General features: G+C 60.5%; 20 protein-coding genes and 1 tRNA gene. 3 read left to right on the forward strand and 18 right to left on the reverse strand.

Going from position 1 to position 21482, the window contains the following annotated elements; all coding sequences use genetic code 11:
- Nucleotides 1-791 precede the first annotated feature (791 nt).
- The 3 genes from F6X39_RS29240 to F6X39_RS29250 form a co-directional block, all read right to left on the reverse strand.
- A complete protein-coding gene (locus F6X39_RS29240; protein ID WP_187619142.1) occupies nucleotides 792-1715 on the reverse strand; it encodes a hypothetical protein in 924 nt (307 codons plus the stop codon).
- Nucleotides 1716-2440: 725 nt separating this feature from the next.
- Nucleotides 2441-3043 carry a TIR domain-containing protein gene (locus tag F6X39_RS29245; protein WP_187619143.1) on the reverse strand — a complete coding sequence of 201 codons (603 nt, stop codon included), beginning with the start codon at nucleotides 3041-3043 and terminating at the stop codon, nucleotides 2441-2443.
- Nucleotides 3044-3094: 51 nt separating this feature from the next.
- Nucleotides 3095-4537: an SIR2 family protein gene (locus F6X39_RS29250; RefSeq protein WP_187619144.1), complete on the reverse strand. Its 1443-nt coding sequence runs from the start codon at nucleotides 4535-4537 to the stop codon at nucleotides 3095-3097.
- A 632-nt stretch (nucleotides 4538-5169) separates the two neighbouring features.
- Between F6X39_RS29250 and F6X39_RS29255 the strand changes: the two genes are divergently transcribed.
- Nucleotides 5170-5427: a YfhL family 4Fe-4S dicluster ferredoxin gene (locus tag F6X39_RS29255; RefSeq protein ID WP_090802933.1), complete on the forward strand. Its 258-nt coding sequence runs from the start codon at nucleotides 5170-5172 to the stop codon at nucleotides 5425-5427.
- Nucleotides 5428-5504: 77 nt separating this feature from the next.
- On the opposite strand, the gene hisC is transcribed toward F6X39_RS29255, so the two are convergent.
- The 8 genes from hisC to F6X39_RS29295 all read right to left on the reverse strand — a co-directional run bounded on the left by hisC (nucleotide 5505) and on the right by F6X39_RS29295 (nucleotide 12760).
- Entirely contained in the window at nucleotides 5505-6584 is a 1080-nt protein-coding gene (gene hisC / locus F6X39_RS29260; RefSeq protein ID WP_187619145.1) for a histidinol-phosphate transaminase, read from the reverse strand.
- A 50-nt stretch (nucleotides 6585-6634) separates the two neighbouring features.
- The gene (gene pth / locus F6X39_RS29265) at nucleotides 6635-7240 is read right to left on the reverse strand and encodes an aminoacyl-tRNA hydrolase (protein WP_090802935.1); all 606 of its coding nucleotides are present in this window, start codon (nucleotides 7238-7240) and stop codon (nucleotides 6635-6637) included.
- Nucleotides 7241-7388: 148 nt separating this feature from the next.
- Entirely contained in the window at nucleotides 7389-8006 is a 618-nt protein-coding gene (locus tag F6X39_RS29270; RefSeq protein ID WP_090802936.1) for a 50S ribosomal protein L25/general stress protein Ctc, read from the reverse strand.
- Between the two features lie 163 nt (nucleotides 8007-8169).
- The gene (locus F6X39_RS29275) at nucleotides 8170-9126 is read right to left on the reverse strand and encodes a ribose-phosphate pyrophosphokinase (protein ID WP_008921698.1); all 957 of its coding nucleotides are present in this window, start codon (nucleotides 9124-9126) and stop codon (nucleotides 8170-8172) included.
- 62 nt (nucleotides 9127-9188) lie between these two features.
- Nucleotides 9189-9265: transfer RNA gene (locus tag F6X39_RS29280), tRNA-Gln, on the reverse strand.
- 52 nt (nucleotides 9266-9317) lie between these two features.
- Nucleotides 9318-10199 (reverse strand): 4-(cytidine 5'-diphospho)-2-C-methyl-D-erythritol kinase, encoded by an 882-nt coding sequence (gene ispE / locus F6X39_RS29285; protein WP_187619146.1) that lies wholly within the window; start codon nucleotides 10197-10199, stop codon nucleotides 9318-9320.
- 87 nt (nucleotides 10200-10286) lie between these two features.
- Entirely contained in the window at nucleotides 10287-10919 is a 633-nt protein-coding gene (gene lolB, locus F6X39_RS29290) for a lipoprotein insertase outer membrane protein LolB (protein WP_184062483.1), read from the reverse strand.
- A complete protein-coding gene (locus tag F6X39_RS29295) occupies nucleotides 10919-12760 on the reverse strand; it encodes a tetratricopeptide repeat protein (RefSeq protein WP_187619147.1) in 1842 nt (613 codons plus the stop codon). Before F6X39_RS29295 ends, lolB begins: the two co-directional genes overlap by 1 nt.
- 87 nt (nucleotides 12761-12847) lie before the next feature.
- On the opposite strand from F6X39_RS29295, the gene mutM reads away from it, so the two are divergent.
- Nucleotides 12848-13678, forward strand: coding sequence for a bifunctional DNA-formamidopyrimidine glycosylase/DNA-(apurinic or apyrimidinic site) lyase (mutM, locus tag F6X39_RS29300; RefSeq protein WP_187619148.1), 831 nt, complete (start codon nucleotides 12848-12850; stop codon nucleotides 13676-13678).
- Nucleotides 13679-13685: 7 nt separating this feature from the next.
- Nucleotides 13686-14819 carry an A/G-specific adenine glycosylase gene (mutY, locus tag F6X39_RS29305; RefSeq protein WP_187619149.1) on the forward strand — a complete coding sequence of 378 codons (1134 nt, stop codon included), beginning with the start codon at nucleotides 13686-13688 and terminating at the stop codon, nucleotides 14817-14819.
- A gap of 68 nt (nucleotides 14820-14887) precedes the next feature.
- On the opposite strand, the gene F6X39_RS29310 is transcribed toward mutY, so the two are convergent.
- The 7 genes from F6X39_RS29310 to lptB all read right to left on the reverse strand — a co-directional run bounded on the left by F6X39_RS29310 (nucleotide 14888) and on the right by lptB (nucleotide 21476).
- A complete protein-coding gene (locus F6X39_RS29310; protein WP_013088324.1) occupies nucleotides 14888-15523 on the reverse strand; it encodes an LON peptidase substrate-binding domain-containing protein in 636 nt (211 codons plus the stop codon).
- Nucleotides 15524-15562: 39 nt separating this feature from the next.
- Nucleotides 15563-16456, reverse strand: a complete 894-nt coding sequence (gene rapZ / locus F6X39_RS29315; protein ID WP_187619150.1) for an RNase adapter RapZ — start codon at nucleotides 16454-16456, stop codon at nucleotides 15563-15565.
- A gap of 98 nt (nucleotides 16457-16554) precedes the next feature.
- A complete protein-coding gene (gene hprK / locus F6X39_RS29320) occupies nucleotides 16555-17523 on the reverse strand; it encodes an HPr(Ser) kinase/phosphatase (RefSeq protein ID WP_008921706.1) in 969 nt (322 codons plus the stop codon).
- A gap of 80 nt (nucleotides 17524-17603) precedes the next feature.
- The gene (locus F6X39_RS29325; protein ID WP_184026940.1) at nucleotides 17604-18119 is read right to left on the reverse strand and encodes a PTS sugar transporter subunit IIA; all 516 of its coding nucleotides are present in this window, start codon (nucleotides 18117-18119) and stop codon (nucleotides 17604-17606) included.
- 342 nt (nucleotides 18120-18461) lie between these two features.
- Entirely contained in the window at nucleotides 18462-18818 is a 357-nt protein-coding gene (hpf, locus tag F6X39_RS29330) for a ribosome hibernation-promoting factor, HPF/YfiA family (RefSeq protein WP_027199628.1), read from the reverse strand.
- Nucleotides 18819-18988: 170 nt separating this feature from the next.
- On the reverse strand, nucleotides 18989-20506 hold the full coding sequence (locus tag F6X39_RS29335) for an RNA polymerase factor sigma-54 (protein WP_187619171.1): 1518 nt from the start codon (nucleotides 20504-20506) through the stop codon (nucleotides 18989-18991).
- Nucleotides 20507-20699: 193 nt separating this feature from the next.
- Nucleotides 20700-21476, reverse strand: coding sequence for an LPS export ABC transporter ATP-binding protein (lptB, locus tag F6X39_RS29340; RefSeq protein WP_090805577.1), 777 nt, complete (start codon nucleotides 21474-21476; stop codon nucleotides 20700-20702).
- Nucleotides 21477-21482 lie beyond the last annotated feature (6 nt).

A 21482-nucleotide genomic window follows, 5' to 3' on the forward strand; every position in this document is an offset into this window, starting at 1 on the left:
GCGCCGTCAATTACCCGCTGACAATCCGAACGGAGCGACAACCATGTCCAACTGACAGCGACAAACATCTCGACCGACCGGCCAAGATGTTTGTCGGTAAACCGGACTTCCTGCTTGACGCTATCCAAACTGGGGAGAGTGAGTCCGAAGGTTGATATTTAGGGGCTCAGGATGATCGGCTTGCTGAAGCGCACCAAGTACGGGGATGAGGATTTGGTCATGGAAGCTGTTCTCGTCAGAAGGGCATACGACGTGAAATAAAAATGTAAGGCTCTTCAGGACTACCGATGTGGCTTCCTCGACCGTTGCGTGTTTCGAGAACGGTTCGCCGATTTTTCGTTGGTGCAGCACATCTAGGGTCATAGATATTGTTGCGATTGCGGTGATTGATATGCTGGCGGCGCTGCGGCGCTCTCCGGCTTCGGAGTTGGCACTGCGGTGAAACCACCGACCACGCGGCCAAGCGCATGCCGGCTTTTTGCCAAGCCGTAGATTGTCGGTCACACCGACAGTTGCAGGCAATCAGCAACGCGCGTTCGTGGTCTGGCTGCAACTAGCGCATAGGCTCTCGGTGGGAGGTGAGAGCGCTTGGCAAGGGCGTTTTGGCGCGTCTTCCCAGCTTTGCACAAGTCCGCAGTGAAGCCGCGCAGCCGGACGCCTGGTGACGTTTCTGGCAAGCCATACGTCGAATTTCTTGCTATGCACAGGTCCGACAATCGGACCTGCAAGGCGGAGGGCTTAGCGGGGGTATTGACCTAAACCACTCTCGAAGCGCAGAACAGCGCACGCTGCTAAAGAGTCCCCGCCCAGCTGCCCCTGCCTCCAAGTCCCATCTTAAGGAAACCTTCGTGCGCATGCGCGGCATGATGTTCGTTGAAATTGCGTCTGTCGCAGGGGTGCGCGAGCGGGAGATAGGGCACCGTGCGTTGGCCGCAGCGTAGTTCGAGCGGACGGCCGAACCCTTCGTTCGTGCGGGCGTGAACGCAAACACCAACAGGCTTGCGTATCTCCGGCACCTGCTTGCTGAGCAGTTGCCAGACGTTTGCTCCCCAACTGATGACCTGAACCTTGAATTCGCGGCTTGCTGCCTCGACAAGCGCGTTGAAGCCTTGGGTGCAACGGTCGTACGGCTCGAAGGGGCCCTTCACCGGTTCGTTGGGTGGCCGAAAATCCGGCTTGAAGTTCAGGAACAGCAACACCTCGGACTTGTCCATGATCGCCGCCGGCACTGCACCGACGTTGATGTATTTCGTGAGGCCGCGCAAGCCGGCATAGCGCGATAGAGGTACGTCGACGGGGTGCGGCTTTTTTGCTCGTCGGGGGACAATGGGATACCAGTCATGTCCAAGGATGATGGTCAATTGCTGTCGATGCGTGTTCTGCCCGTAGGTCTGGAAGAGGCCGTGATCGGTCCACGGACACACGCCAAGACTGAGCCCGACGCCAGTTTTTCTGGTGATGTCTCGCAGCGCGAGGCCTCGTTGCACGGGATCAGAAACGGTGGTCTCAATCTCGATGGCGTGTTTGCTTGCTTCCTGGTATTGCTCGAACGAGGCATTGTGAAAATCAGTCGTCAAACAGCCCCACTCGCGCTTCCGGTCGAGGTCCCAATAGTCGCGCAGTTCGGCGCCGATCGGCCCGAAGATGTGCTGGTAGGCGTCAGTAATCTGCTTGACCTCGTCGCGCGTGTAGAAAACTCGTTCGTTGTTTTTCATCGTGCCCATATCGGCGTAGAAGGTCGGATCTAATAGGTTCTAGGCTGCGGGTACGGCACCCGATGACCGGCAGCATTGCGGTGGTTTCGGCGATTCGCTGTCAGGCCGAGCCCTAAAGGACAAGTTCCAGCGACGAGTGAAGCAATATCGGAGAAGCGCATGACGATTCTGCTGCCACGCATTGGGTGAATTGTCGGTCACACCGACAGTTGTTGGCAATCAGCGACGAGCGGGCCTAGTCTTGCTATGACTGCGCACAATTGCGCGCGCGTGCGGCCGCTCGAAGCGCCGTGCGTGGCAATGGCGCTTTGGCAGGCTTGGACAAGCTCTGCTATGAAATCAGGTAGCCAAATGCTTGACGGCTCATTTGGCAAGCCAGCGAGCACTACGTGCGACTGGACGCACTTGTCGTTTCAACCGGCGTCTGGCGTTGTCGCGCTTAAATGATTCTTTCTGCGCTGGTACTTTGATTGGATCACGTGATGTGCTTGTCGCACTCGTGTCTGGTCTGGTGTAGCGTCATTGCTGCTAGCTGGGCGTGCGGGGCGCTGTAGCGTACCGAGACGCAGTGCGTCTCGGTTGGCAAGTTGGTGGAGATTTGGGCTGGCGGGAATTTCTGGTCTTTGACACAACCGGAATGTGCGGTCAAGCACTAGGGCTGAGAAAAAGAGGCGGCCGCAGCACCGCAATTAGACCTGAGGACGCTTGCCCGCAACCGCATTTGGTTATCGGCCAGCTAGCTTCGCGGCGGCCTCAATCCATTCCGATATTTTCGCTCGTCCGTCGTTGGCTACAAAGTCATAGCGACGGCAATGCTTTGAAAGAGGCACAACCGTGTTGCTTGTCGGAGCGTCAAACCACAGATCTCCGGCGGAGATGGGAGAGCTGTAGTCGCCGTACTTCTCCCATTTGTCACCGTTTTTTTCAGCGAAGTAAATCTTGTCGTTTGTCTTATATAGGCCAATGCTTGCGAGCGGATCTAGGCCTTTGGTGCCGGTCTTGCCGAGCCTGTCTCCAACCCCGTGAATATCCACGGTTAGCAGTCCATTCCCTTTCAACACGCTTCGAACAATTTCATATCGTACCCAGCGCCGCTCAGACGTATTGGCGCCAGCCAGTACGCATGTGACAGACGTGTTCTTCAACCCGTCTCTCAAAAATGCCTTGAGATTATCTTCGCTTTCCTTTTTCGACGCCTCGAAGACGCTGCTATCAAAAAAACCGTCCGCAATCTGTTCGGCGGGCCGCACTACCCAACAGTTCCGCACATTCCAAACTCGCCAAACATCGGGGGTATAGTGGAAAGAAAAAAACGTTCTTCTAGTCATTGGTCATCCTCTTTTGATGCCGCGTTGTAGAGCTGTGTAGTGCAACCAGGATTATATTTTTTGCAGTTCGGCGAGTGCCTCGAAGGTCGTAGTCAGCTGATCCTGCAACGACCGGCTTGAGTCGCCTAGCAAGTTGAACATCGACTGAAACTTAGCAGTTGCGCTTGGATAGAATTGGGTGAAGTTGGCTTTAACGCGGTCATAAAGATCTCTTGCCACAAATTCTGTGAAACCCAGCGGCAAGACCTTGATGCCCTTCGCATGAGCAATATCAAATTCGTCAACCATCCCATTGGAGCGTTGTAAAGCGGGTGGATTGCCGGCGAGTTTGTTGCCAAACATGTAAATAGCGATGCCCGCGAAATCGAGCATATCTTGTCGATACACGTGCCAAGTCTGCTGTCCTTGAGGCGACTGCGGAAATGGCCGAATGACCAACTGATCAGTCAGGTTTCTTCTCTGGACATGATAAATCTGGGTGAGAGCGCCGTCGACGACCGTGCTACCGATACCGAGGCCGAGACCCGTCACAATTTTATAATCCTTGGCAATCAACCCCATGCCTAAAGAGTGCACGAAATTCGTGGCCTCCTGTGCCGGCCAACGGGTCCCATATTCATGGGCGGCGCCAGACACGAAGACCGTCTTACTTTTGTGGCGACTCTCAACCGCTCTCAAAATTTCAGTAATTTGATCGTAGCTATCGACCATTACCGCCCGGATGTTATAGCGCTCTAGGTCACGGATGAAGAGGTCTTGCTTGGCTTTCCGATATTCGAATTCTCCGGGCTGATCATCAGCATTTGCTATTTCTGATTTGACAAGACAGTAATGTTTTCGCTGATGCTCGCCGTAACGGCTATGGAGCCGTCCCAGCACGTAGTCTAGGTTGGGGTCGGAAAAGCTGAATCCTATGAATAGGAACATCTTGGACAGCAAATCACCTGCCAGCGCTGTAAGGAACTCGCCCCGTTTTAGGTGAAACGTCTCGTAGTCCTCTTTGCACAAAACGGCGTTGCTCGCGTCAAGATAGTCGCCGTGCATCTTGTAAACGACTGCGTCACGTCCGTGCAAAGTCGTCAGCATCTGCTGTATCGTGTGTTTGACGTCCGGGACTTTCCCGCTCTGCTTTAGCGCGTCCTCGATACATGCATCGTAGTTCGTTGTCCAGTAGGTCTGAATGGGCAGGCGAGCGAGAATTTTATGGTTCTCGGTAATAGCAGTGCCGCGTCGCGCGAAACCGTTAAGGATTGCCTCTGTCAGATCACTCTTGCTGCGACCGTGATGGTTCACGTGATATTGCGCCACACGAACTAGATCATGTTCTCGGTCGATATCCAGATCAAGCTCTTTGGCCAAAGGCTTGAGAAGCCCCTTCCAGTCGACGACACCAGTTGGTACCGACAGGCCCGCTCCAGCAAAGATAGCCACGTTGTTCTGCTCTAGTTCACGAGTGAAGTCCTCTATGAACGTCTCGACCTTAACCTTGGGCATCGATTCTTTTTCCTCTTATCCGCTTGCGTTTTTCTGGATTCACTTAATTCCATTGTATCCTACGGCAATGGAATCAACCCAAGCTCGAATTTGCATTGTGGTTCGTCGCAATTTGGTCGGCCGGGCAAAGCGAAGGAGGGGCAGCTATTCGCAGTTAGGTCGTGACCAAGCCAATCCTTGACTCGCGAAGAAGTCGTCAGCACCATCGTTTAGGGCGATTCCTCTTATATGGCCTGCACTAGCGTGTGCAAAGTACTTTCTCAAGTGTCCGCACTTGGATTGGATCTGGTCGATGCTGCTCTTGTCGGTCAATTCGCTCGCGTAGATATGCTGAAATGATATCTGCAGACGTTTGGCAATTTCGCGCAGGTGCCCGGGGATGTCACGTAGATTTCCGGGCCCATCGAAATGGCGTCGTTCGGGCACTCGGGCTCGCTGACGTCGCAATTGTGCTGAAACGTCTTGCTGCTCATGGCTTGACGCGCTACTTGGACTTTGCGCGCTGCAAAATCTGCAACACCTGTGCAACTCAGCCGCAACTCAAAAACGTGGGAGTCGGCCATTTTTGCACGACCGTGCGGCAGGCGAAAAAGCTATAATGTATTGTTTTTTCTAGGAAAGTGGGTGGCAGAATGGCCCTGATGATTACCGACGAGTGCATCAATTGCGACGTCTGCGAGCCCGAGTGCCCGAACGACGCGATTTCGATGGGCCCAGAAATCTATGTGATCGACCCGAAGAAGTGCACCGAGTGCGTCGGTCATTTCGACGAGCCGCAATGCATTCAGGTGTGTCCGGTCGAGTGCATTCCGCGTGACCCGAACCACTTGGAAACGCCCGAAGGTTTGATGGCGAAATATCACGCGTTGCAGGCCGCCAAGGGCACCTGACGTTCGCGGGAGACGCGCAAAAGAAAACGGCGAAGGCCTGCGGGCCTTCGCCGTTTTCTTTTGGGGCGGCGTTTCCGTTATCCGACGTAAGCGCTAAAAATGCCGCGCAAAGCGTCGAGCAGTATGTCGCATTCGGCGTCGGTGCCGACCGAGATCCGCAAATGCTGGTCGATGCGCGGCGCGTTGAAATGCCGCACGAAAATTTCCTTTTGCCGCAGCCGCGACGCGAGCGTCGCCGCGTCGTACCCCTCATGCCGCGCGAACAGCAGATTCGCCGCCGATGGCACCACCTCGAAGCCGAGCGCGGTCAATTCCGCCGCAAGCCGTTCGCGGCTCGCGATCACCTTCGCGCAGCATTCGCGAAACCACGCGTCGTCTTCGTAGGCGGCGGTGGCCGCGACTTGCGCGAGGCGATCGAGCGGGTACGAATTGAAGCTGTCCTTCACGCGATTGAGCGCATCGATCAACGCAGGATCGCCGAACGCAAAGCCGACGCGCATGCCGGCGAGCGAACGCGACTTCGACACGGTCTGTACGACGAGCAGATTCGGATAGCGCGCGATCAGCGCAATCGCCGACTCGGCGCCGAAGTCGACATACGCTTCGTCAATCACCACGACCGAATCAGGATGGCTCGCGACGAGGCGTTCGATTACCGCGAGCGGCAGCGGCCGGCCGGTCGGCGCGTTCGGATTCGGAAACAGGATGCCGCTGTTGGGCACCGTGTAGTCGTCGACGTTGATCGCGAAGCTGTCGTCGAGGGGGATGGTCCGGTAGTCGACCTCGAACAACTTCGCGTAGGTCGGATAGAAGCTGTAAGTGATGTCGGGAAACAGCAGCGGCTTGTCGTGCTTGAGCAAGGCCTGGAACGTTAGCGCGAGTACCTCGTCCGAGCCGTTGCCCGCGAACACCTGCTCGGCGCGGATGCCGTGATACGCGGCGACCGTTTCGCGCAGCTTGCGTGCGCTCGGATCGGGATAGCGGCGCAGTGCGTCGGCCGTGTCGCCGAGCTCGCGGCGGATCGCGTCTAGCACGCGCGGCGACGGCGGATACGGATTCTCGTTGGTATTCAGCTTCACCGGATACGCGAGCGCGGGCTGCTCGCCCGGCACGTACGGCGTCAGACGGTGAATGATGTCGCTCCAGTAGCGGCTCAAGCGATTCTCCTTGCGGGGCCGATTGCGGGTGTCGATGAGTGTGGCGCGCGTCAGCTGTTGTTGCGATGCAGTTGCATCATTGCGCGTTCGAGCTCGCCCTTGATGATCTGCGGCATCACCGCGAGCGCGCGTTCGATCGACGCGTCGATGACCTCCTGCTCTTCTCGCCGCGGCGGCTTCAGCACATAGTTCGCGACGTCCGGCTTCGCGCCGGCGCGCGCGCTTTCGGGAATCAGATCGCGCGGATGGCCGATGCCGATCCGCAGCCGCCAGTATTGCTGCGACGACAGATGCGCGCTGATGTCCTTCAGCCCATTATGCCCGCCGCTGCCGCCGCCGAGCTTCAGCTTGACGCTGCCGGGTGGCATGTCGAGCTCGTCGTGTGCGACGAGGATCTCGTCGGGAAGAATCTTGAAGAATTGCGCGAGCGCGACGACCGATTGACCAGAGCGGTTCATGTAGGTTTGGGGCTCGAGCAGATGCACTTCCTCGCCATGCAACCGCGCTTTCGCGTAAAAGCCGTGAAAGCGCCGCTCGTCGCGCAGCGCGGTGCCGGCCTCGCGCGCGAGTTGATCGACCAGCCAGCAGCCGGCGTTGTGACGCGTCGCGGTGTATTCGGCGCCCGGATTGCCGAGCCCGACGATCAGCTTGATCATGATTGCGTGAGTCCACCAAGTCCGGAAGTGAAACGTACCGGACTAGAAAAGCCGAAAAAAAACCCGCCAGGGCGAACCTCGGCGGGTCACATCGACCGTTTCATAGGAAACGGATCGAGAGGATTGCTTGCTTCGAACCGGAAGGCTCTTAAGCAGCCGGCGTTTCGCCACCTTCAGCAGCTGCAGCGTCTTCAGCGATTGCGCCAGCCGGGATCGTTGCAGCAGCGACCACCGGGTTTTCCGCGTCGACGTGGGCCACGAGCGCCACACCTGCCGGCAACGGGATGTCCTTCGCGTGAACCGATTGACCTGCTTCGATCTTCGCGAGGTCGACTTCGATGAACTCCGGCAGTGCCGACGGCAAGCACTCGATTTCGATTTCGTTGAGGATGTGCGAAATCACCGCGCTCGACAGCTTCACTGCCGGGTTGGTTTCCTGGTTCAAGAAGTGCAGCGGCACCTTGGTATGCAGCTTCTTCGTCGCGTCGACGCGCTGGAAGTCCACGTGCAGCACGAGCTGACGGAACGGGTGGTATTGCACGTCGCGCAGCAGAACTTGTTGCGACTTGCCTGCCACTTCCAGATCGAGGATCGACGAGTGGAAAACTTCTTTCTTCAGCGCGTGCCACAGGGCGTTGTGATCGAGTTCGATCAGTTGCGTGTCAGCACCGGCGCCATAAACGATACCCGGGGTCTTGCCCGAGTTACGCAGGCGGCGGCTCGCACCCGTACCTTGCAGGGAACGCTCGAAAGCGACTACTTTCATGTTGAATCTCCAATGCACTGCCCGCGACCAGGCAGTAAAAACAGGGCCTCGAAGCCGTAATGGCTGAGGCCCAGGATAGCGGCAAGAACCTTCGTTCGTTCATGCCGATTGTGCAAAAACGCCGCGTGTCGCATGAAGCGGTACCCGGTGTCTTCGCAAATGCTTAACTCTCAGCGAACAGCGACATCACCGAATCGCCGCGGCGGATGCGCGAGAACGTTTCGGCGAGCAAACCGGCGCTCGTCAGCGAACGGATCTTCGCGCACGAACGGGCTTCTTCGCCGAGCGGAATCGTGTCCGTCACAACGAGTTCGTCGAGTGCGGAAGCGGCAATACGCTCACCCGCGCCGCCCGACAGAACCGGGTGGGTGGCGTACGCGAATACCTGCTTCGCGCCGCGTTCCTTCAGAACCTGCGCGGCCTTGCACAGCGTGCCAGCCGTGTCGACCATGTCGTCCATGATCACGCAGGTGCGGCCTTCGACTTCACCGATGATGTTCATCACTTCGGCGACGTTCGCCTTCGGGCGACGCTTGTCGATGATCGCGAGATCGCAATTGAGTTGCTTCGCCAATGCACGGGCGCGGACCACACCGCCGACGTCCGGCGAAACTACCATCAGGTTGTCGTAGTTCTGCTTGCGCAGATCCCCGAGCAGCACGGGCGTTGCGTAGATGTTGTCGACCGGGATGTCGAAGAAGCCTTGAATCTGGTCGGCGTGCAGATCCATCGTGATGATCCGCTCGACGCCGGCGATTTCCAGCATGTTCGCCACGACCTTAGCCGAGATGGCGACGCGCGCCGAACGCGGGCGACGATCCTGACGGGCATAACCGAAGTAGGGGATGGCTGCGGTGATCCGGCCTGCGGATGCGCGCTTGAGCGCATCGACCATGATCATCAGTTCCATCAGATTGTCGTTAGTCGGCGCGCACGTGGATTGCAGGACGAAGACATCCTTGCCGCGCACGTTTTCCTGAATCTCGACTTGGATTTCACCGTCCGAGAAACGGCTAACCATTGCTTTGCCGAGGGGAATACCGAGGTTTTTGACGACTTCCTGTGCAAGCGCGGGATTTGCGTTGCCAGTAAAAACCATCAGGCCGTCATGGCTGCTCATCGTGCACCTACTTCAGGCTGGGGGCGGGAGAAATGCGAACTACAGCGAACTACGAGAATTTTTGGCAGGGGAGAAAGGATTCGAACCTTTGCATGCCGGAATCAAAATCCGGTGCCTTAACCAGCTTGGCGACTCCCCTACACTAACTTTGAGCTCCGCCGAACGTGGAGTTTCGTTCGACGATGCAAAACTTATGACGCGAAAGCAAAGAGTGGATGCTGATCCAAGCCCGCTGCTACTGCATTGTTCCACTCGCCGGGCAGTTTGGCTTGCGCCGCTTCTGCTTCAGCTTTGCTACGGAACGCTGCAAAAACACTGGCACCCGATCCGGACATCCGCGCTGGCGCGATGCTTTCAAACCACCGCAACACTTGCGCTACTTCCGCGTACTTTCCTACGACAACTTGCTGCATGTCATTCCGGCCGAAGCTTTCTGGCCACTCAGTGTTGCAGCTGAGTTCTGCGGGAAAGTCGGTAATTATGAGGGGCTTTGTATCTCTTGTCAACGCTTTTTCGGAAAAAATCGCTGCAGTCGGAACCTGCACCCTTGGCGTCACTACCAGGAAGTGACGCGGCGGCAATTGTACAACGTCCAATGATTCTCCGACACCCTCTGCAAACGCATTTTTTCCAAATACGAAGAAAGGCACGTCCGCGCCGAGTTTCAACGCAAGATCCTGCAACTCCTGACGTGGCAGATCGAGCTTCCACAGGCGATTGAGCGCGAGCAGCGTCGTCGCCGCATCGGAACTGCCGCCGCCGAGGCCCGCGCCCATCGGCAGGCGCTTGTCGATTTCGATATCGACGCCTTCGCGGGAGCCCGTATGTACCTTCAGCAACGTCGCGGCGCGTACGGTCAGGTCATGCTCGGGCGGCACGTCGGCGATTTCGGTGCGGCGCGTGATGAGACCGTCGTCGCGTCGCGTGAAGTGCAGCGTGTCGCCCCAGTCAAGCAACTGGAAGACCGTCTGCAGCGTGTGATAACCATCCGGCCGACGGCCGGTGATGTGCAGGAAGAGATTGAGTTTCGCTGGCGCGAGACAGTCGCGCAGCGAATTGGTTGTTTCGATCATGAGAAGGCTACATGCGCCACGGTGGCGCCAAACGGGTAGCAAGGTTACGTGAGCGGATGCTGGGACAAAAGGCCCAGCAAGAACGACTCACTGATCCAGCACGAGCTTGATGTCGAGTGGCGGCTCCGAGCGGCTCAGATTGAGGCGCTTCACGCCGGTGGCTGGTGCATCGGCATAGGCCACATAGTCGATCGTCCAGCCGTCCTGGGTGATCTGCTTCAGGCGCGACGGTTGCTCCGGATCCTTCTCGGTCTTCGCGCGCGAAGTCGGCGCCGGCGACGGTTGCAGCCAGTAGCGCAACCCTTCGACCGGCAGCGTGAAGCCGAGCGCGTTCTGCATCAGCGTCGACACGTTATCGGCGGTGAGCGGCTGGCGGTTCGGCAATTCGAGCGTGGCCGAAGCCGGCGATGAAGTCACGATGGCCAGCGTCTGGCCAAGCGGATTGCGCAACTGCAGCGTGACGGTGTCGCCCGTTTCCTGCCACGAGAAATTGCCGTAAGCGTTGCGCTGCTGGCCGTTCTGATCGTTGTATTGGATCGCGAAGCGGCCCTGATACGAGCGGCTCGTCTGCGCGGTGACTTCGGTGGCGGCGTTCGACGTGGACGGCCCTTGCGGCTTCACCGACGCGCAGCCGGCCAGCGCGACAACCGCCGCCGCCGCGAAACCAACCGCCATGCCGCGCGGCGCCCTGGAAAAAGAAATCAAACGGGAAAGACGCATCAAAGATTGTTTACCTGAAGACGTTGCAACGTTTTGACGAGAGTCTCGTTGTCGGGTTCGAGCTTGCGAGCCTCGCGAAACGCGGCGCGCGCCTGTTCCTGCTCGCCGGCCTTCCACAGCACTTCGCCGAGGTGCGCGCCGATTTCCGCGTTCGGCTGGAGGCTGTATGCCTTGCGCAGCAGCTTGATCGCATCGGCCGTGTTACCCATCCGGTACTTGACCCAGCCGACGCTGTCCATGATGAACGCATCGTTCGGTGCGAGCGCCGAGGCCTTCTCGACCAGCTTGTCCGCCTCTGGCAGGCGCTGGTTGCGATCTGCGAGCGAATAGCCGAGCGCGTTATACGCCTGCGGATTGTCCGGCTGCGTCTGGATCAGCTTGCGCAGCTGCGCTTCCATGATGTCGTAATGGCCGGTTTTCTCGGCGGCCATCGCGTAGTCGTAGGTGAGGTCGGGGTCGTCGGGAAAGTTCGCCGTGGCTTGCTGCAGACGCGCTTCGGCCTCCGGGTAGCGCTTCGCGTCGAACAGGATCGCCGCATCGGTGCGCGCGATCAGCGCCACATCACGCGGATCGGAGGTCTGCAAGTTGGAGAGCAACTGGCGCGCCTCCTCGGTCTTGCCCTGTTTCGCGAGCAGTTGCGCGCGGGTAATCTGCGCGGCCAGGTATTGTTGACTCGCTGGCGAGATCTTGTTCAGCCAGTCGCTCGCGGCCGCCTCATTCTTCTGTTCGAGCGCTAGCTGCGCGAGGTAGATGTAGGCCTGGCCCGCATCGACACCCGGCGTCTTCTCGGCCTGCTGCGCGTACTGCACCAGATACGTCTGCGCTTCGGGGAGATTCTTCTGCTGGATCTTGATCAGCGCGAGCGCCATCAACGGTGTCAAGTCGTTGGGGTTGGCCTTGCGCATGAGCTCGAACTGCTTCTGCGCGTCGTCGAGACGGTCGCTGGCAAGATACATCTGCGCCAGCGCGAGCCGTGCGTCATGCGATTTCGGATTCTGCTGCACGTACTTTTCGAGCGACGCGATGCCTTCCTTGCGCTCCTCCGGACCCATTTGCGACAGCATCAACGCCGCCGGCAGATAGTCGGGCTTGATCGTGAGCGCCTGCTCGAGCGACTTGTGCGCGCCCGGCGCGTCGTCGGCCAGCAGCTGCTGACGCGCGAGGGCCAGTTGCGCCTCCGGCCGGTTCATGTCGTTCTTCAGCAGGTCCTGCAACACGTGCAGGCCACCGACGCGGTTCGGGCCGCGCGACAACAGCAGTTGCAGCGCGAGGACCGCGCTGCCGCGATTTTCCTCAGGTACCTTCGCCAGTTCTTGCGACAGGATCGGCGACGCATCGTCGGGCTTGCCAGACAGCACGAGCAGCGACGCGTCGAGCTGGGCGGCGCGTTCCGAACTCGGCGCGTACTGTTGCCACAGTTGCGCGGCGGCGAGCGCGTCCGACGGGCTCTGCGCCGCCAGCGCTATTTCGGTGGCGCGTTGCGCCATGCGCGGGTCGTGAGTGTCGCGCGCGAGCGCGAGGTAGGTCTGATAGGCCGGTGCCGGCTGGTCGCGCTGCAGCGCGATCTCGGCGGCCAACACCTGGAAGACGATCTGGCTCGACAGCGGCACGCCGGGCAGCGACTTTTTGTCTTCAGGTGTTGCCGGACCCAGCGGGTCCGGCATCGTGACCGACGTGTCGTCGGAATCCGGCGACTGGTCCTGCGCATGCGCGGGCACGGCGGCCAGCGCCCACAATCCGAGCGCGGCTGCACCGAGCATGCGGCGAGCGGACACGGCGAGCGGCACGTTGGACACGCGCGCGCGGCGCTTTGATAGCAGCTTCACGAAGGACACGTTCATGGAAATCCGTTCAATGTTTCAGTCGATTGTAACGCGCTCGCTACAATACGCGCACAACCACTCACGCAAGTAGCAGACCAATCAGCCATGCCAGAGTTGCCAGAAGTCGAGGTTACCCGACGGGGGATCGAACCGTATGTGTCCGGGCGCAAGGTTGAGCGCGTCGACGTGCGGACGGCCGCGCTGCGCTGGCCAATTCCGGCCGACCTTGCGAAAACCTTGCGCGGCCACGTGGTGCGCAAAGTCGAGCGACGCGGCAAGTATTTGCTGTTCGAAATCGACGCAGGGTGGTTCATCGTCCACCTCGGCATGACGGGCACGTTGCGCGTTCTGCGTCATGTGCCGCATCCGCCTGCCGCGGCGAAGCACGATCATGTCGACTGGATCTTCGACGACTTTATCCTGCGCTATCGTGATCCCCGCCGCTTCGGCGCGGTGCTATGGCATCCGCGCGAAGCAGGCGACATCCTCGAACATCCGCTGCTCGCGAGCCTTGGCGTCGAGCCTTTCTCGCCGGCTTTTTCGGGCGCGCTGATGCATCGGTTGACGCGCGGGCGCAAGGTGTCGGTGAAGCAGGCGCTGCTGGCGGGGGACATCGTGGTCGGCGTGGGCAATATCTACGCGTCGGAGAGTCTGTTTCGCGCGGGCATCCGGCCGACCACCGCGGCGGGCCGCGTGTCGCTCGTGCGTTATGAACTGCTGGCCGATGCCGTGCGCGTGACGCTCGCCGCCGCGATCGACAAGGGCGGCAGCACGCTGCGCGATTTCGTCGGCAGCGACGGCGAAAGCGGCTATTTTCAGTTCGACTACTTCGTCTACGATCGCGCGGGCCTGCCATGCCGCGTGTGTGGAACGCCAATCAAACAGATCGTGCAGGGGCAACGCTCCACGTACTTCTGTCCCACTTGCCAGCGCTAGATTCTCGATGCCTTCCCGCCTGACCCCAACGACCGGCGCGCGCTCCAGCGCGTCCGACACCGCGCCCGCGTTTGCGCCGATGCCCGAGTTTTCCGCGCGGCTGGTCGCGTGGCAGCGCCAGCACGGCCGCCACGATCTGCCGTGGCAGAACACGCGCGATCCGTATCGCATCTGGCTGTCCGAAATCATGCTGCAGCAGACCCAGGTGTCGACGGTGATTCCGTACTACGCGAAATTTCTCGCGCGTTTCCCGAATGTCGCCGCGCTCGCCGCCGCGCCGTCCGATGACGTGATGGCGCTGTGGGCCGGCCTCGGCTACTACACGCGCGCGCGCAATCTGCATCGCTGCGCGCAGGTCGTCGTCGAGCAGCATGGCGGCGCGTTTCCCGCGTCGGTCGATGAGCTCGCCGAGTTGCCCGGCATTGGCCGCTCGACGGCCGCGGCGATCGCGTCGTTCGCGTTCGGCGCGCGCGCGACGATTCTCGACGGCAACGTGAAGCGCGTGCTCGCGCGCGTATTCGGCGTCGAAGGCTTTCCGGGCGAGAAGAAAGTCGAGAACGCAATGTGGACGCTCGCGGAGTCACTGCTGCCGTCGAATGCGTCGAACGCGGAGGTCAGCGGGTACACGCAGGGCTTGATGGATCTCGGCGCGACATTGTGCGTGCGCGGCAAACCCGATTGCACACGCTGTCCGTTCGCGCCGGACTGCGTTGCCAACGTCACCGGACGTCAACGTGAATTGCCGACCGCGCGCCCGAAGAAAGCGGTGCCGACACGCCGTACTTGGATGCTGGTGCTGCGCGACGGCAATGCGGTGATGCTCGAGCGGCGTCCGCCGTCGGGCATCTGGGGTGGTCTGTGGAGTCTGCCCGAAGCTGCCGACGAAGCATCGCTGGCCGAGCGGGCGCGCGCGTTCGGCGGCGACGGCGAAGTGTCCGCGCTCGCGTCGTTCTCACACGTATTCACGCATTTCAAGCTGGATATCGAACCGCGGCTTGCGGAGTTCGATCGCGGTGTCGGCGCCGTGGCCGCGCTCAACGATGCGGACACCGCATGGGTTGCGCTCAGCGATCTGGATTCGTTCGGCGTGCCGGCGCCGGTGCGCAAGCTGCTCGCCAGTCTGCATGGTTCGTTGCTCTAGCGGAATGGATCGGAGGTGCTGAGCGGGCGACTTGGGTCCGGCGCGGCAGCCTTCACGACTTCAGGATTTCACAGCAACTGATGCTGTTGCATGTAGTGATGCACGACGTCGATGCGCGCGCCGGCATCGGTTAATTCCATCAGCTTTTGCCGTGCGCGCAACGCGATTGGCAGCACCTCGGCGAGACGGTTCGACACCCACGACGGATCGTCGAGCCGGAACGGCTCGGCGAACGGTAGGCTGTCCGGATCGCGTTCGCGGATCGTTGCGATGATCCGCTCGAGCACTTCCGCGCACGCGCCGAATTTGGCCAATAGCTCATTGCCCTCGAGCGGGAGATCATCGGCGAGCGGCTCGGCCATGCCGACCAGCAGACCGCTCGCTTCGACGCGATGCGATAACAGACGAAAGCGCTTCGTGCCGCGCGCGCGAATCAGCAGCATGCCGAATGCTTCGACGTCGCACTCGTCGATCTCGGCGAGACAGCCGATCGTTTCGGGTACCGAAGGTTCTTCCTCGCGCGCGACTTCGGCGCCGCTTTTCAGCATGCAAACGCCGAACGGTGTTTTTTCGCGCAGACAGTCGCGCGCCATGTCGAGGTAGCGCGCTTCGAAGATTTTGAGCGGCAGCAAGCCATCGGGAAATAGCACCGTATGCAGCGGAAACAGCGGCAAATCGGCGTACACAGTAGGCGTAGAGGACATGGCGCAACGCTTCGGGTTAAGGCCGCGCGATGCGGCCGGTTAAGCCACCAGCTTCGATGATTCGCCGACGTCGACCGGCGCATCGCGGTGCCGCACAATCACATTCGCCGATGTTGCGAGACGCGCGGCAAGCGTCTCCGCGATGAATACCGAGCGGTGCTGGCCGCCCGTGCAACCGATTGCGACGGTCAGGTAGCTGCGATTGTCGTCGCGGAAATGCGGCAGCCACTTGGACAGATACTTCTCGATGTCGTCGATCATCTCGTGGACGACCGGCTGCGCATCGAGAAAATCCATGACCGGTTTGTCGAGGCCGGTGAGCGGCCTCAATTCATGATCGTAGTATGGGTTCGGCAGCGTGCGTACGTCGAATACGAAATCCGCGTCGAGCGGTACGCCGCGCTTGAAGCCGAACGACTCGAACATCAGCACGAGCCCCGCGTCCTCCTGTTCGATGAAGCGCTTGACCCATGCGCGCAGCACGTTCGCGCGCAGATTGCTCGTGTCGATCTGATGGCCGAATTCGGCAAGTCCCGCGACCAGTTCGCGCTCGCGTTCGATCGCTTCGGCGAGCGACGTGAGCAGGCCAACGTCCGCGTCGTGCGCGGGCGAGCCGGACAGCGGATGGCGGCGACGCGTTTCGGAAAAGCGTTGAATCAGCGACTGCGTGCTCGCGCTCAGGAACAGCACGCGCACGTCGTGCGAGCGCTTGAGGTCGCGGATCATCGCGGGCATTTCGTCGAGCGACGAACCCGAGCGCGCGTCGATCGCGACCGCGAGACGATCCTGGCCGTCCGCGGCGAGGTAGCTGGCGAGTTGCTGCAGGAAACGCGGCGGCAGATTATCGACGCAGTAATAACCCGCGTCTTCGAGCGCGTTCAGGGCAACCGATTTGCCGGAGCCGGAAATACCGGTGATCAGGATTATGCGCATGGAGTCGTCGAAAGCGTAGATTTCATCATAGCATCTGGCCTCCATGCGCGTGCCCGCGGCCTGCCTTCTGCGGGCGCTTCATGGCGCTGTGGCGGGCTTCAGATCAGCTTGCCGGGAAACTGGCTATCGGGATCCTGCATGGCGAGACGTTGCCGATCCATGAAATCGCGCAGCGTGTCGATACCGCGCAGCTGCAGAATCGTATTGCGCACGGCCGCTTCGACCAGCACTGCGAGGTTGCGGCCGGCGGCCACCTGGATCGTCACCTTGCTGATCGGTAGGCCGAGCACGTCGACGGTCTGGCTTTCCAGCGGCAGCCGCTGGAATTCGCCGTCGGGGCGGCGCACCAGTTGCACGATCAGCTTCAGTTTCATTTTGCGGCGCACCGCCGTTTCGCCGAAGATCGTCTTGATGTCGAGCAGACCGAGGCCGCGAACTTCGAGCAGGTTCTGCAGCAGCGGCGGACAGCGTCCTTCGACGAAGTCCGGGCCGAGGCGCACGAAGTCGACAGCGTCGTCGGCGACGAGACCGTGGCCTCGGCTAATCAGTTCGAGGCCGAGCTCGCTCTTGCCGAGGCCCGAGTCACCGGTCAGCAACACGCCCATGCCGAGGATGTCGAGAAACACGCCGTGCAGCGTCGCGCGCGGCGCGAGAATGCGCGACATGTAAAGACGCAGACTATCGATCACCGCGGCCGCCGAGGTCGGCGTCGTGAACAGAGGCGTCGACGAGCGCGTGCAGCGCAGCACCAGTTCCGGCGGCGCCGCGACTCCGCCCGCGACGACGAGAAACGGCGGCTCCAGCGCGATCAACTCGGCCATGTGGCGCGAGCGGTCTTCGTCGGTCTGACGTTTGTAGTAGTCGATTTCAGCGTCGCCGAGCACCTGGATCCGGTTGGGGTGGATCAGGTTCAGGTGGCCGACGAGGTCGGCGCTCGACGTGGCATTGGCGACCGATTCCGAAGAAAAGCCGCGCTCCCAGCCTTCATGCCCCGTGAGCCAGCTGAGCTTCAGCATGGCGGCGTTGTCGTCGAAAATGCTTTGGGCGTTGATGCTGGACGTATCCATGAGTCAGTGACTCCAGTGTGAGCCGCTTGCCGGGTCTTTGCTGCGTGTGCGGGCGCGTATGAACGACCGCCGCCGTTGCATCAAGGTTGCCACTGAGTAAGCAGGCGATGCAACGATTCGCGTTCTTCTTCAGTGTGCAGCCGCTCGCGGGCGTCGCGATCGGACAGCAATTGCGCGATCTCGGAGAGAATTTCGAGGTGCTGTTGAGTGGCCTGTTCGGGGACGAGCAGGAAGATCAGCAGCGAGACCGGCTGGCCGTCCGGCGCTTCGAAGGGGATCGGTTCGGCGAGTCTGACGAATGCGGCGAGCGGCTGCTTGAGGCCCTTGATCCGCCCATGCGGGATCGCGACGCCTTCGCCGAGCCCGGTCGAGCCGAGTCGTTCTCGCGCAAAAAGATTGTCTGTGACGGTACTGCGGGCGATGCCGTTCTGGTTCTCGAAGATCAGGCCCGCTTGCTCGAACACGCGTTTCTTGCTGGTGACCGATAGTCCGATGACGACGTTCTCGAGGGGAAGAAATTTGGCTAAACGATTCATTTTGACAGGCGAAAACGTGGCCTGAGTTCTCCCCACCGGGGCGGTTGAGTGACGTTCCATTCGTTCGATGCTGGCGAAGACGGACGGTCAGAGTCGATCGCGAAAGCGTTAGATTTCGATCGGCCGTACTTCATCAGAGCTGGCTTGACCCCGATGGTAACTGGAACATTATAGAACAGGGTGACGGCCGATGGTGCGGCGCGCCATCTATGCATATCAGGTTTTTCAGCGCTTGCGCCGCGGCACGTGTCGCGCTGCGCAAACCTCTGCGGGAATGGTTGGGGTCGGCCTCGGCGAGACGCACCGGCGGTGAGCGGGAACCGGGGCGCTGAAACGAAAAACCGCCCGGTCGCGGGCGGCTCGACGAGTTCAAGGGAATTGAGGAATTTCCTCTAATTTCTCCTATTGCGGCGGCACGTCCAGTTGCGGCGCCGGCTGATACTTGATCGCTTCGTGCTGATGGCCTTGCAGGCGATCCTTGTGGCGTATCACCTGCCTGTCGAGCTTGTCGATCATCAGATCGATTGCAGCGTACAAATCGCTGTCACAACTCTCGACGAAGATATCCTTACCCTTCAGATGGAGGTTGATTTCCACCTTTTGACGCTTGTCCTTTTCCTTATGGTTGTCGACCGAGAGGACCACACTGCCGTCGATGACCTGATCGAAATGTCTTAGCACCCTGTCCAGTTTGGTGATCACGTATTCGCGCAACGCAGGCGTTACTTCGAGGTGGTGTCCACTGATCTTGAGATTCATAGTGCTTCTCCAAGCTAATGGCCGCTTGGTCCGCACAATGACAAAGGTCCGGTCGATCTGACGGCTTGCCTGTGTCGCCCCCCGGTGACGGACATCTGGCAGGTCGCAGCGGCCGGCCTGTCCGCCAGGTGCGGAGCGGCCGGTAAATGCCCGCTGCAAAACGCGGCGGGCTACAGAGACTTGCGCAGGTTGACTGCCGGGATTTTGAGCGCCTCACGGTATTTCGCAACGGTACGCCGTGCGACCACGAAGCCCTGTTCCGCCAGCAGTTCGGCTATGCGACTGTCTGAAAGTGGCGATTTCGGGTTTTCCGCTCCTATCAGTTGTTTGATCAGCGCGCGAATGGCCGTGGAGGAGGCCGCGCCGCCGGTGTCCGTCGAAACGTGTGAGCCGAAAAAGTACTTGAATTCCAGCGTCCCGAATGGGGTCAGCATGTATTTGCCGGTTGTCACACGCGAGACAGTCGACTCGTGTAGGCCCAGCGTATCAGCTATTTCCCGCAAAACCAAGGGGCGCATGGCAATTTCGCCGTGCACAAAAAAGCTCTTTTGACGCTCGACAATTGCCTGCGCAACCCGCAGGATCGTCTCGAAACGCTGCTGGATATTTTTGATCAGCCAGCGTGCTTCCTGCAGTTGCTGGCGCAACGAACCACTGCCCGGATCGCCGCGGTTATTGCGCAGAATATTCGCGTATAGATGGTTAATCCGCAGCTTCGGCACTACCTCGGGATTCAGCTCCGCCAGCCAGCCCTGTGCCGTTTTGCGCACCATGATGTCGGGCACCACGTAGTCCGCTTCGGCCTTGCCGTAGGCCGCGCCCGGAAATGGTTCGAGCGAGCGGATCAGCACATGCGCGTTGCGCAGATCGTCGTCGCTGGCCTTAAGGTGCTTGCGCAGCCGCGTGAAATCGCGCGCGGCGAGCAGTTCCAGGTAATGGCTGACAATGTCTAGCGCAAGCGTGCGCGTGGGCGATGGCTCGAGCCGCAGCAACTGCAGCTTCAGACATTCGGACGCGGAGCGCGCGCCGACACCCGATGGGTCGAAGCTATGCAGCAGCGCCAGCGCGGCGTTCAGTTCGTCGACGTCGACTTCGAGTTCTTCGGGCAGGTCGGCCAGCACTTCTTCGAGCGTGGCGGCGAGATAGCCGTCGTCGTCCAGCGATTCGATCAGGAACGTGATGAGCGCGCGGTCGCGCTGGCTCGCCTGGGTGACGCGCAGTTGCGCCATCAGGTGGTCGCGCAGCGACGTGCTCGATTCGTGGATTTGCAGCGGAGGCAGGTCGTCGTCGTCCGACGCGTTGCCGGAGCGGCCGTAGTCGTCCAGGTTCCACTGCGAGGTATCGCCGCCGCCGTCGCCCGAAAGGCCATTGTATTCGTCGACACCCTGCGGCTCGCCGCTTTCGGCTCGCTCGCCGTTGCCCTCGGACGATGCCGAACCGTTGCCGGCCATCGGATCGGCCGGCGCCGAAGAGCCCGGTGTCTGGGCGATCACGGTACCGTCGGCTGCCACCCGCAACGGGCTCGCGATCCACTCGTCTTCGTTTTCGAGGAGCGGATTCTGCGAGATCGCCATGGCGACTTCCTGCTGCAGTTCGAGCGTCGACAACTGAAGCAGCCGGATGGACTGTTGCAGTTGCGGCGTGAGCGCAAGATGCTGCGATAGGCGGAGTTGGAGGCTGGCTTTCATGGCAAGTTGAGATTCATTGTAGAGAGTTTGCCACGACCGCGATACCTTGCGGCACTCGCAATTTTTGGGTACGCCCAATTTGGCGCGCCGCGCGGCGCCACCCTGCGCCGCCTGACAACGAATGTGCGGGTGCCGCAAAAATGGCGCCGCGGCCGGCCGCGCGCGCTCGCTTGGCCGGGGACGCCGTACGTGCTTACATGCGGAAGTGCTCGCCCAGATAGACGCGCCGCACGCTTTCGTTTTCGATGATGTCGCTAGGCGCGCCGGCGGCCAGCACGCTGCCGTCGCTGATGATGTACGCGTGATCGCAGATACCTAGCGTTTCGCGCACGTTGTGGTCGGTGATCAGGACGCCGATATTGCGCTGCTTCAAGAACTTGACGATTTTCTGGATTTCCAGCACCGCGATCGGGTCGACGCCGGCGAACGGTTCGTCGAGCAGAATGAAGCTCGGATTGGTTGCCAGCGCGCGCGCAATTTCAACCCGACGACGCTCGCCGCCCGACAGCGACAGCGCCGGATTTTCACGCAGATGCGCGATCTGAAGTTCGTCGAGCAGCGCTTCGGTGCGTGACGTGATCACGTCTTTGCCGAGGCGCTTGCCGTTTTCGTCGTGCTGCAATTCCAGCACCGCGCGAATATTCTGCTCGACGCTCAACTTGCGGAACACCGACGCTTCCTGCGGCAGATATGACAGGCCGAGCGATGCGCGTTTGTGAATGGGCAGCAGGCTGATCGACTTGCCGTCCAGATCGATTTCGCCGGCGTCGAGCGGCACGAGGCCGACGATCATGTAGAACGACGTGGTCTTGCCGGCGCCGTTCGGGCCCAGCAGGCCGACCACTTCGCCGCTCTTCACGTCGAGCGACACGTCCTTGACGACCGTGCGCGAGCCATAGCGCTTCTTCAGATTGCGCACGACCAGCGAACTGCTGGTGCCGGCCGGCTTCCGATGGGGGAGGGGCGCGATGGTGCT

Origin of the sequence: Paraburkholderia sp. UCT2 (genome assembly GCF_014397665.1) — a bacterium.
Classification (GTDB): Bacteria; Pseudomonadota; Gammaproteobacteria; order Burkholderiales; family Burkholderiaceae; genus Paraburkholderia; species Paraburkholderia tuberum.